Raw genomic sequence first — 12,019 nt, 5'->3', positions numbered from 1 at the left:
GTGCCCGAGCAGGACGAGTGGATGCGCCGCCTGGGCGAGCTGCCGCTGATGCACCAGCCCGGCGAGCAGTGGCAGTACCAGATCAGCAGCGACCTCGTCGGCGTCCTGGTCTCCCGGGTCAGCGGCCAGTCGTTCGAGGAGTTCCTGCGCGAGCGCATCTTCGAGCCCCTCGGCATGGCCGACACCGGCTTCCACGTGCCCGCCGGCCAGCTTGACCGGCTGCCCACCCTGTACGCCCCCGACCCGGCCACCGGCGAGTTCCAGGCGTGGGACGAGCCCGAGAGCGGCCGGTGGAGCAAGCCGCCGGCGTTCCAGGGCGGCGGTGGCGGTCTGGTCTCCACCGCCGATGACTACCACGCCTACTTCCGGATGCTGCTCAACGGCGGGGTGCACAACGGCCGGCGGATCCTGTCCCGGCCGGCGGTGGAGCTGATGACCACCAACCGGCTCACCCCGGAGCAGAACGCCGCCCGCACCGCCCTGGCCCGCAACGCCGTGCACATCTCCTTCGGCCAGGGCCAGCAGGGCGGCTGGGGCATCGGCATGGCGGTGCGCACCTACCGCGGCGACTACGCCCCGATCGGCCAGTTCGGCTGGGACGGCGGCAGCGGCACCTCCGCCTACGCCGACCCGGTCAACCAGGTCACCGGCATCCTGCTCACCCAGGTCGGCTACAGCGTGCCGAGCCCGGCCCACCTGATGAACGACTTCTGGACCACCGTCTACCAGGCCATCGAGGACTGATGCAAGGAGTGAGTGTCATGCGTGTCTGGTTCATCACGGGTGCGTCCAGGGGCTGGGCAGAGCGTTCGCAGAGGCTGCGCTGAGCAGAGGAGATCGCGTCGTGGCCGCGGCCCGCGACGTGGCGCCGCTGGCGGGCCTGCAGGCCCGCCACCCCGACACCCTCGCGTGCGTCCCGCTCGACGTCTCCGACCGCGCCGCGGTGCACGAGGGCGTGGACCGGGCGGTGGCCGCGTTCGGCAGGCTCGACGTCGTGGTCAACAACGCCGGCGCGATGTTGTACGGCATGGTCGAAGAAGCCACGGAGACCCAGATCCGCGCCCACTTCGACGTCAACGTCCTGGGCCAGATCTGGGTCACCCAATCCGTGCTGCCCCACCTGCGGGCCCAGGGCTCGGGCCACATCCTCCTGGTGACGACGATGGGCACGGGCGGCGGGATGGCCTCGGCCGGTTTGTACGCGGCCGGCAAATCGGCCATCGACTCCCTCGGCCAGGCGCTGGCCATGGAGGTCGAGCCCTTCGGCATCAAGGTCACCGTCGTCCAGCCGGGCGGCTACGACACCGGCCTGTTCACGACCGGCACGACGGCCACCACGCCCCACCCGGCGTATGACCCGCTGCGAGCGAAGCTGACCGAGATGTGGGGCGACGAAGCGGGGCCCGACCCGAGCACGGCCGCACCGGTCCTCATGCAACTCGTGGACCTGCCCCACCCGCCCCTGCGGCTGATCGTCGGCAGCCAGTCCTTCGACCTGGTCCACCAGATGAACCAGGCCAGGGCCGAGGAGTACCGCGCCTGGGAACACCTCAGCCGCCTGGCTCCCGGCTGACAGCTCCGTCCCGGTTCGCGCGCGTCACAACGCGACGAACGACACGATCGAAAGGTCATTGATGATGAAACATCACGATGCCACCCAGCCCGCGGAAGAAGACCTGCGAGAAGAGCGGCCGGCGGGGTGTGCCGACGTGATCATTGTGGGGGCCGGCCCGACCGGTCTCATGCTGGCCGCCGAACTGCGCCTGGCCGGAGTGCGGCCGCTGGTGCTGGAACGTCAGCCGCAGCCCCGCGCCACCCCCAAGGCCGGTGGTCTCGGCGGGCAGATCCTGGAACTGCTGCGCTACCGGGGCCTGCTGGAGAGGTTCGAGGCCGCCTGCCCCGGCCCGTTCCCGGCGCCCCGGTTCCCGTTCGGCGGCGTGCACCTGGACTTCACCCGGCTCCCTGATCCCCCGATGCACGCCTTGCCGCTCCCGCAGCAACTGCTTGAGCAGCTGCTCGACGAACGCGCCGGCGAGCTCGACGTCGAGATTCGCCGCGGGCACGAGGTGGCCGGGGTGAGCCAGGACGAGGCCGCGGTGAGCGTGGAGGTACGCGGCCCTGACGGCCCGTACCAGGTGAGCGCCCCCTACCTCGTGGGGTGCGACGGCGCCCGCAGCCGCATCCGCGACTGGGCCGGCATCCCGTTCCCCGGCACCACCTATCCCGAGGTCAACCGGCTGGCCCAGGTCACCCTGCCTGACAAGGTCACCGTGCTCGGCAACGGCGATCTCGACGTCCCCGGCTTCGGCACCATCCGCGCCGGTTTCACCCCCACCGACCGCGGCCTGCTCGGCATCGGCTCCTCACCCGGCTCCCGGTCGGTCTCCCTCTACACCATCGAGGACGAGACCACCGAATACGACGACGACGTCCCCATGACCCTGGCCGAACTGCAGGACAGCATCCACCGCGTGCTCGGCGCCCACCTGCCCCTGGCCGGATCGACCCGGCTGTCCCGCTTCACCTTCAAGGCGCGCCAGGCCGAGCGCTACCGCGAGGGGCGGATCCTGCTGGCCGGCGACGCGGCGCACCTGTTCCCGGCCACCGGAGTGGCACTCAACGCCGGCATGCTGGACGCGGTCAACCTGGCCTGGAAGCTGGCCGCCGACCTCCACGGCACGGCCCCGGCCGGCCTGCTGGACACCTACCACGCCGAACGCCACCTGGCTGGCGCCCGCACCCTGCTGCACACCCGCGCCCAGGTGGCGCTGCGCCGCGGGCACGACCCGGCCGCCGAAGCGCTCCGCGAGGTGTTCACCGAACTGCTCACCGACGAACAACCGCTGCGCCGCATGGGAGCACTCGTCGCCGGAACCGACATCCGCTACCCGATGCCCGGCACCGGCCATCATCCGCTGGCCGGCGCCTTCGCCCCCGACCTCACCCTGCACACCGGCCAGGGCATCACCAGCGTCGCCGAGCTCATGCGCACCGCCCGGCCCGTCCTGCTCGACCTGGCCGACCGCCCAGAGCTCTGCCAGACCGCCCGGGACTGGCGGCATCTCCTCGACGTCCACACCGTCAAGACCGACGACCGACCGGCCGACGCCCTGCTGATCCGCCCGGACGGCCACATCGCCTGGGCCGCCGGCCTCGACGAACCCGCGGACAGCGCCACGCCCTCACTGCGTGAGGCACTCTCCGCATGGTTCGGAACGCCTTGAATCACAGGGAGAGACATGACCAGTAGATTCACCGAGTTGACCATCGACTGCCACGATCCGGAGAGACTCGCGGCCTTCTGGTGCGAGGTGCTGGGCTTCGAGGTGATCGACCGGAGCGAGGGCAAGGTCGAGATCGGCTCCTGGGTGCCGACCGTCGAGGAGGTCCGGGCCCGCCAGATGCCGCCCACCCTGGTGTTCATCCGGGTGCCCGAGGGCAAGACCGTGAAGAACCGGCTCCACCTCGACGTCAGCCCCATCGACGGCAGTACCGGCGACGAGGTGGCCAGGCTGCTCGGCCTCGGCGCCGCCAAGGTGGACGTGGACCAGGGCCCCGGCCGGAGCTGGGTGGTCATGGCCGATCCCGAGGGCAACGAGTTCTGCGTCCTGCGCACCCTGGCGGTGACGCGCCACAGTTAGCATCGCCACTCCTGCCACACCTTCGTCGTGCTGAGATGCCCGGGCTTCCGATCATGTCTCTTCGACCTAGAGTGGTGACGATAGACCACAAACCTGCTGGTTTGCGTGTTTGATCCCAACACTGCTGCAACCGAACAGCGAACGCCTGCACGCTCCTGCTGTCTTCCTGAAAGGAGAACACGGTGACCAGCAGCGTTCCCCACTCCCGCTATATGCGGCAGTCAGCGAACGTTTCGGCCGATGACCACGACCGCGATCTTGGCGATGATCGGCGGCGCGGCCCTGATCCTGACCGCCGCCGCCTGCATCCCCCCGGCGCTCGTCGAACTCCTGCGCGCCTGCATCCCCGTGGTCACCGCTCTCTGCGAACTCCGCACTGCTCTCAACGCATCAACTATTCGCGATGACTCAGCACAGCATGAAGACCCGGCACCGCCTTCCTCTTCTCCGTCAAAGGCGGCCGAGCCGGGTCGGGACCGTGCGCAGACGCCTCTGGACATCCGTGCAGACGACTCCGGAAATCGACAGGCGCTGCGGTCTACCAACCATGATCGCTAGGGAATGTATAGGGAACGATCAACCGTAGAGCGCCGGTGACGCCCGTGGACAGCCGGACACAAAGCGAGAGGCCCGTCACCGCGTTTCCGCTGGTGACGGGCCTCTTCCCGCTGGTGTGGCAGGTGCACGGTTCGAACTTGCGTAGGCTGAGCCGACGGTTTTACAGCGGGCCAACGTATAGGGCTGCATCATGCCGCCCACCTGCGAATACAGCTCCCGCTCTTCTCTTGTACTGAAGGCTCATCCCGCGTATATCCCGTGAGACAGAGCCAGCCACCGACACGCCGGAGCCTGCGGAAAGAGGCCGATCGCTCGACCTGCAAAACCACCGGCACAAAACCAACTTCTCTGCGGATCTTGGTTGTCCTAGTATGTAGTTGCCTCGTCCATGAGACGAGCAGCGTGGCTACTGTGGTCGCGCGCTGAAGCGCCTTCTCGGCGCCCAATTGGATGCTACCCAGGCGGAGCTATGTCCTGATCGAGGCGGTCAAGGGCTCCTGGGTGGTCAGAGCCGAGAAGAGGAAAGCGTGACCGACATCTCCCGCAGGGCGCTTCTGATCTTGATTGCCGCACTTGTCGGCACCATCGTCGGAGAGACTACGGGCATCCTGGTCGCTATCGACGGAGGAAGCATCTCCCAGTGCTTCATGGCCGGAGGGGGCGCCTTTGCGGGCTCTGTGGCCTTGCTCCTTGGCGTATTCCACGCGCTGAAAGTGCTCTGATCCTGGCTCTGTCGCCCAGTACAGGGCTCATGCTACGACGATCAACCACGTAGCTCAGTGAGCCAGGGTGAGGAACGAACCCTGGATCGTCGATCGCCCCCAAGCACGTACGGCGTCCAGCCATGCAGTGGCGATCGTAGGGCTGTCGCTGTGCGGCGGCGCGGCAACCCCGGTCGCAGCGTTCGGTCGGTACGGCGGGGCCGACGTACGGTGCCCGGCCCGGTGTCCCGCCGCCGTCCGGGACCGGCCCCCAGGCCGCACGCCCGGGCGGCGGGCGGGCGAAGGGCCGGGGTACGGCGGCGCGCCGCGCCGCCGCTTGATACCTACAAGAGCTATTCGGCAATGTTCCGGTCGAACACCATGTCCTGTCTCGCTTGATGGTTGACACTCTGGCCTCGCTTGATGGTTGACACTCTGGCCTCGCTTGATGCTTGACACCTTGATCGTTATCTGTGCCTGCTCGTGGCGTTATCGACGCTTCGGGGGAGGCTCGGGTGGCATTGGTGGAGTTGAGCGTCGTGGAGCAGCGCTATCACGCGGTGATCGAGGTGTTGTCGGGGGCGAAGGTCACCGACGTGGCGGTCCGGTATGGGGTGTCGCGGCAGTCGGTGCATGCCTGGGTGCGCCGGTATCAAGGCGGTGGCCTGGCGGGGCTGGCCGACCGGTCGCACGCTCCCAAGGCGCATCCGATGCAGACGCCGGCGGCGGTGGAGGCGTTGATCTGTGAGCTGCGGCGGGCTCATCCGCGGTGGGGCCCACGGACGTTGTTGTGGGAGCTGGGGCGGCGTGGGGTGGAGCCGTTGCCGTCGCGGGCGAGCATCTATCGGGTGCTGGTGCGTAACGGGCTGGTCGATCCGGTCGCCCGCCGGCGCAAGCGGGAGGATTACCGGCGCTGGGAGCGGCCGGGGCCGATGCAGTTGTGGCAGATGGACATCATGGGCGGGCTGCTGCTGGCCGACGGCAGCGAGGCCAAGCTGATCACCGGGATGGACGATCATTCCCGGTTCTGTGTGATCGCCTCGGTGGTGGCCCGGCCGACCGGCCGGATGGTGTGCGCGGCGTTCGCCGAGGCGATGCGCGGCTATGGGGTGCCGCTGGAGGTACTGACCGACAACGGTAAGCAGTTCACCGGCCGGTTCGGCGGGCCGAAGGCGGGTGAGGTGCTGTTCGAGCGGGTCTGCCGGGAGAACGGCATCAAGCTGCGTCACACCGCCCCGCGCACCCCGACCACCACGGGCAAGATCGAACGGTTCCATCAGAGCGTGCGCCGCGAATGGCTGGATGCGGCGCTGCCGTTCGCCTCGATCGAGGCCGCCCAAGCCGAGACGGACGCGTTCGTGGAGCATTACAACACCGCCCGCCCGCACCAGGCGCTGGACATGGCCTTCCCCGCCGACCGGTTCTTCGCCGAGCGCAGCGACGGCCAGCGCCGGGCCGAGCGGGAACTGCCGCTGCACCTACCCGCCACCCTGACCACCGTGACTCCTCCTTCTTCTGCTCCTGCAGACCTTCCGGTTCCGGCCGGCAACCATGGTGATCAGCTCGAACGGCCCGAACCTGTGCTGCGGATCTCGGTCGATCCGCTGTCACGCCAGGCGATCGAGGTGGACCGGATCGTGCCCGCCTCGGGGAACCTGTCGATCGGCGGCCAGCAGCTCTGGCTCGGACCTGATCGGGCGGGCCTGTCGATCACCGTGTGGATCAGCACGCAGCGGCTGCACGTGTTCACCACCGGCGGTGGCAGGCTGAAAAGCGTGGCCTCCCGGCTGACCGTCAAGGACCTGGCCGCGCTGCTCGCCTCGGGCCAAGCCCGACCGGCCGCCGACGAGCCCGTTCCCGAGCCGCCGATCGAGGCCGGCGCCGTCGAGGTCGACCGGCAGGTCAGCTCGATCGGCACCATCAGCCTGGCCGGCCGCGCCTTGTGCATCGGCGCCCATCTGGCCGGCCGGCGCGTCATCGTGCGCCTGGACGGCATCACCGCCCGTGTCATGGACGAGGATCGCCTGCTGCTGCGCGCCGTGCCCTGCCCACTCCCGCTCGCCGAGTGCCTCACCCTGCGCAACGCCCGCCCCGCCGGACCACCACCCGCCTCCCCGGCCGAGCCCGTCACCGTCCAGCGCGTGGTCTGCAGCCGCGGCCACTTCCAGGTCGTCGGCCAGAAGATCCAGGTCGGACGCGTCCACGCCCGCAAGATCCTGGACGTGACCGTGGACGACACCCACATCACCATCCACGACAACGGCGAACCCATCCGCGTCGTGCCCCGGACCACCACCCAGGAGATCACCCGGATCAAGTCCCAGGCGCATACTAAGAAGCGAAAGATCGGCTAGGAGTGTCAAGCATCATCCGACGCCAAAGCGTCAAGCATCAAGTGAGACCAGACAGAACTTGTGGCAGTTGTGCAACCGGAGTTGATCGTTAACACCCGGGTCTGAGCTTTCCGCCTGAGGCGTGCGTTGGGGGTTGGCCGCCCTCATTTTAGTCCCTAGCGAAGAAGCACGACAACGAAGTGGACCGAATCAGCTGCGCCATCGACGCCATCGGTGCAGAATCAAGTCATGCGCCTTCGGAACGTGACGACATGGTCGCCGTGCATCGTGGCCGACTGTAAGGCAGACCAAGCAGGCTATGGCTGCGAGAAATGCGTCACACACGCATCCCAGGAAGAATTCGAAGCATGGCTTACGCAGATTAGGCCAGGATCGGAAATACATCTAAAAAAGACTAGATTAACCAAGGATACTTTTGAAAGGATTAAGCGATCCATGTGCGACAAGGATGACTGTCCCAACTTTGGCTATCTTTCCTTGAGGCAGGTCGAAATCGATGGTCCGGTAGACTTGAGATATTGCCGTTTCACGGCAGCGCCCGACTTCTTTCAACTGAGGACGACTTCTTATGTTGATCTCGAAGGCGCTCGACTAGAAAGAGGAATCAAGGCAAGCTTCATCGAAGCCCCGGATGGTGTCGACTTCTATCGCGCCACCCTGGGGGGCAATTTGGACCTGGAAGGCTCGAAAGTCGGCGATCGACTTCGAATTGCCAACTGCGGCACCATAAATGGGTCCCTCGTGTTGAGAGGCTGTCAAATAGATGGCGACCTTGAGTGCTACGACATAACAGTATCCGGTCCCGCATATCTGTCCAACATGATGGTCGAGGGCGACATATCATTTCGTAAGTCTTCATTCTCTGAGGGCGTTCAATTTTTCTACACGACCTCCAGACAAAAAGTTGATTTATCGCATTGCCGCTTTATCGGCCTAGCCGACTTCGAGGGACTACGAGTTGCGCACGACTTGATTTGGGATGAAGCCTCATTTCAGAGGAACGCCATTTTTGACAAGGCGGACCTGGGCGGCTTCATGGAAGGCGCGGCAACTTTCCAAGGAGAGGCAAGTTTTGCTCGCACAATCTTTCGATCCCCCACCGCAATACGATCCTCTGCGCGAGGTGTGAGTCTGCGGGAAGCAAGGTTTGAGGCAGGCGCCACACTGCTTCTCCGTTACGCCACTGTAGATATGTCGGGCGCAATACTTGCGGGCCCAACAAATTTGATTTCTCTGAACCGCCCCTTCCGGAGCCTTTTTAGCGATTCTCTGGATAGTCCTGTACAATTAGGCGATGGCGCAATTGTAAAGCTAATCGATGTGAGCAGTGTTGACACCAGCAATCTCACGCTAACCGATATAGATTTGACGATGTGTCACTTCGCCGGTGCATTCAATCTAGACAAGCTTAGACTCGAAGGCGCGTGGACATTCGGCAGCCCACCGCGCAAACGCATCGGAATTGCTCCATTCACTTGGACAAAACGAAAGATCATCGAGGAGGAGCGCCAGTGGCGTGCGCGCCATAGGCACTCACGACTGCTGAAGACCGGATGGGGCGACCCATCGCATCATGAACAAGACGTTCCTGGACTCGCCGCATTGGCGACCATCTATAGACAGCTTCGAAAGGGTCGGGAAGACGCTAAAGATGAGCCAGGCGCTAACGATTTCTATTATGGCGAAATGGAAATGCGTCGCCATAGCCAAGAATGGCGAAAGGCAGAACGCTGGCTGTTGCAGGCATACTGGCTGCTGTCGGGCTATGGCCTTCGCGCCTCTCGCGCCTTTGCATGGCTTGGCATCGCCATGGTTATAACTACTATCCTGATGACAGGATTCGGCCTTCCTCAAGTTTCTCCAAAACAGGAGGCCATCGGAACCATTTCTGATCCCGGAAGGAGAATCACACTCGAGATCGGAAAGCAAAGTCCAAAAGACCCGAATGGAGCAAGGTTTACCAGCGAACGCCTTGAGAAGGCAATCAACATAACGCTTAACTCTGCGGTATTCCGTTCCAGCGGGCAAGATCTGACCAGGGCTGGGGTGTACATTGAGATAGCATCACGGCTTGTCGAACCAGCTCTCATAGGATTGGGAATATTGGCGATACGTGGTCGACTCAAACGCGGAACCTAGCAATCAAATACAACTCGGCTGCCCGAACAAGCCACCTATGCCAGCGACCCCGTAGCCGCCACATGGCGCTCAGTCGGGACCGCTTCTGAAGCGTTGGGGAAGAGATCTAAGCCGGTCCAGTCCACACGCACAAGGTACTTGGCATCCTGTGAAGGACGCTCACCCGTTGCGTAACAAGGGGTACTGCGGCTCATCGCGCTTCAACCATTATCCGTCTAATCCTAGGGTCGCATCGAGACCGCATGCTGGAGAAGCAACAAATCGGCCTGACTTGTGAAGTAGTCTCCGATGTTGAAGCGTCAGCTATCAAATGAGGATTGACATGGATCTACGATGCAGCTATGACAGGTCCACGCCCGACCTCTTTCGTCCATTGAGAATATAAGTGAAAAGATGGCTCTTCAAGAAGAGCGTCCTTCAGAGAGCTTCTTGGGATATCGCGCACATTCTCACCATCATTAGAAGGTCCCTACGTCTACGCTGTCACGCTCCAACGAGCGTCCCTCAGATGCCCGCCGACATAGCGCGGGCCGTCCGCTGGCTGGAGGCGGCCTCTCTCACCATGGAAGACCTCAACGAGACCAAGGCCGTCCGCCCGGCCCTGGACGCCCTCACGCTACGCCTCGATGGCAAGAAGGTCGGCGCCAACACGATCAAGCGGAAGCGCGCCATCCTGCACCACGTCTTTGAGTACGCCGTGGAGCTGGAAGAGCTGCCGTCCAACCCGCTGCACCGCATCAAGTGGAAGCTCCCGAAGACCACCGAAACAGTGGACCCGCGGGTTGTGGTCAACCCTGGCCAGGCCCGCGAACTTCTCGTGGCACTCACCTACGTCGGCAAGCGCCAGCGCGGCGGGAAGGGGCGAGGGCAGCGGTTGATGGCCATGTTCGCCTGCATGTACTTCGCCGCCCTCCGGCCCGGCGAGGCCGTCAGCCTTCGCGAGCAGGACTGCCACCTCCCGCCGCAAGGCTGGGGACGGCTCACTCTCGACGGCTCGCGGCCCGAGGTGAACCGCCGATGGACCGACACCGGTGACGCTCACGAGCTGCGCGGCCTCAAGCATCGTGGCCAGGATGATGTCCGCCGGATACCGATCCCGCCGGAACTGGTCAAGATCCTTCGGCAACACATCGCAGACTTCGGCATCGCCCCTGATGGGCGGCTGTTCCGCAGTGAGCGCGGCGGCGTGGTCGCCTCGACGGCCTACACCGAGGTCTGGCAGGAAGCCCGTACCCTCGCGCTCACACCCGCCCAGGTCGCCTCACCGCTCGCCCGGCGGCCGTACGACCTGCGACACGCGGCCGTCTCGCTCTGGCTCAACGGCGGCGTACCCGCTCCAGAGGTGGCCGCCCGTGCCGGCCATGGGGTGGACGTCCTGCTCAGGGTCTATGCCAAGTGCATCGACGGCCAGGAGGACATCGTCAACCAGCGGATCGCGGACGTACTCACCGCATGAGATCGCGAACGGCACCACTCGAAGGGCTCCGGTTTCCCCGAGGCCTTTCGGCGTTGCAGAGGGCCACGTCATCCCGCGCATGCTCCGGATCATGGGCCTCGACCTGGGGAGACGTCCCCAGATCCATCCCGCGTATATCCCGTGACCACCGACAAACGGCCGCTCAGGGCTGCACCTGGCTGCACACCCCTGAAACGCAGAAGAGGCCCCGAAGGGCCTCTAACCTGCAGCTACTGCTAGTGGCAGGTGCAAGGTTCGAACTTGCGTAGGCTGAGCCGACGGTTTTACAGTCCCGTCGCAACAACGCTCTGACCTGGCCATCCTTCCCTGGTGAAGCTCTCCTGGGAACGGAATGGGAACGATCATGAGCAGCCCCCCACCGCGAAGGTTCGTCGCTCGCCTCCAGACCGATCGGTGAGCTCATGCGGTTCTCCTTCACTCTCGTGGGGACAGGCACCATCACAAGGCGGCGTAGGATCCCAGTCCAGTTCACCCACAGGCGTGGAGATTGGGCCTGCACCATCACGGTCTCTCGGTCGAATGGCGGTTCACCCCCACAGGCGTGGGGACTCGCGACCGACTTCCCGCTGATGAACGCGCAGATGCGGTTCACTCCCACGGGCGTGGGAACTGGGTGGACCCGCACACCATGACGGCCTCGCCGATCGGTTCACCCTCACGGGCGTGGGGACTGGGTTTCGATCAGGCGTGCGTAAGCCCGCTCGTCCGGTTCACCCCCACGTGGGGGTGATCCGCCCGCACGGGAGGCCCCGTCACCGTTCAGTACCCGTCCCCACGCCCCTGGGGGTGATCCGGCGCGGGCGTCGTGGTCGACGCGGATCCCGCGCCCGTTCCCACGCCCGTGGGGGTGATCCGGGACCTACTGGACGGGGGAAAATGTTCACTAGCCCGTCCCCACGCCCGTGGGGGTGATCCGCAGATCGAGGCAGGCACATGACGACGCCGCACCCCGTCCCACTCCCGTGGGGTGATCCGGTCAAGGGCGGGGGGACGCGTCCCGAGCCGCTCCCGTCCCCACGCCCGTGGGGGTGATCCGGCGGGATGGAGGCCGCGAATCGTGCTGCCCACCCCGTCCCCATGCCCGTGGGGGTGATCCGACGTGGCCGAACACCTCGTGCACGCCGCTGGCCGTGCCCTCACACCCGTGGC

9 protein-coding genes are annotated in these 12,019 nt (G+C 65.2%); all 9 read left to right on the top strand.

Annotation, left to right across the window (positions count from 1 at the left end):
* Positions 1-744 (top strand): serine hydrolase domain-containing protein (locus AB0I79_RS48215; protein WP_357888752.1); only part of this gene is annotated, 744 nt, incomplete at its 5' end.
* 25 nt (positions 745-769) lie between these two features.
* Positions 770-1,573 (top strand): SDR family NAD(P)-dependent oxidoreductase, encoded by an 804-nt coding sequence (locus AB0I79_RS48210; RefSeq protein ID WP_357888773.1) that lies wholly within the window; start codon positions 770-772, stop codon positions 1,571-1,573.
* 136 nt (positions 1,574-1,709) lie between these two features.
* Positions 1,710-3,224 (top strand): FAD-dependent monooxygenase, encoded by a 1,515-nt coding sequence (locus AB0I79_RS48205; RefSeq protein ID WP_357888749.1) that lies wholly within the window; start codon positions 1,710-1,712, stop codon positions 3,222-3,224.
* Between the two features lie 15 nt (positions 3,225-3,239).
* The gene (locus tag AB0I79_RS48200; RefSeq protein WP_357888746.1) at positions 3,240-3,641 is read left to right on the top strand and encodes a VOC family protein; all 402 of its coding nucleotides are present in this window, start codon (positions 3,240-3,242) and stop codon (positions 3,639-3,641) included.
* A 240-nt stretch (positions 3,642-3,881) separates the two neighbouring features.
* Positions 3,882-4,199, top strand: a complete 318-nt coding sequence (locus tag AB0I79_RS48195; protein ID WP_357888743.1) for a hypothetical protein — start codon at positions 3,882-3,884, stop codon at positions 4,197-4,199.
* A 527-nt stretch (positions 4,200-4,726) separates the two neighbouring features.
* Positions 4,727-4,921 carry a hypothetical protein gene (locus AB0I79_RS48190; RefSeq protein ID WP_357888740.1) on the top strand — a complete coding sequence of 65 codons (195 nt, stop codon included), beginning with the start codon at positions 4,727-4,729 and terminating at the stop codon, positions 4,919-4,921.
* A 509-nt stretch (positions 4,922-5,430) separates the two neighbouring features.
* Entirely contained in the window at positions 5,431-7,254 is a 1,824-nt protein-coding gene (locus AB0I79_RS48185; RefSeq protein ID WP_357888770.1) for an IS481 family transposase, read from the top strand.
* A 435-nt stretch (positions 7,255-7,689) separates the two neighbouring features.
* Positions 7,690-9,393: a pentapeptide repeat-containing protein gene (locus AB0I79_RS48180; RefSeq protein WP_357888737.1), complete on the top strand. Its 1,704-nt coding sequence runs from the start codon at positions 7,690-7,692 to the stop codon at positions 9,391-9,393.
* Positions 9,394-9,901: 508 nt separating this feature from the next.
* Positions 9,902-10,849, top strand: coding sequence for a hypothetical protein (locus tag AB0I79_RS48175; RefSeq protein ID WP_357888734.1), 948 nt, complete (start codon positions 9,902-9,904; stop codon positions 10,847-10,849).
* The last annotated feature ends 1,170 nt before the right edge of the window (positions 10,850-12,019 follow it).

Origin of the sequence: Nonomuraea sp. NPDC050202, from assembly GCF_040656115.1 — a bacterium.
Classification (GTDB): Bacteria; Actinomycetota; Actinomycetes; order Streptosporangiales; family Streptosporangiaceae; genus Nonomuraea.
This window is presented reverse-complemented; position numbering and strand designations above follow the sequence as displayed.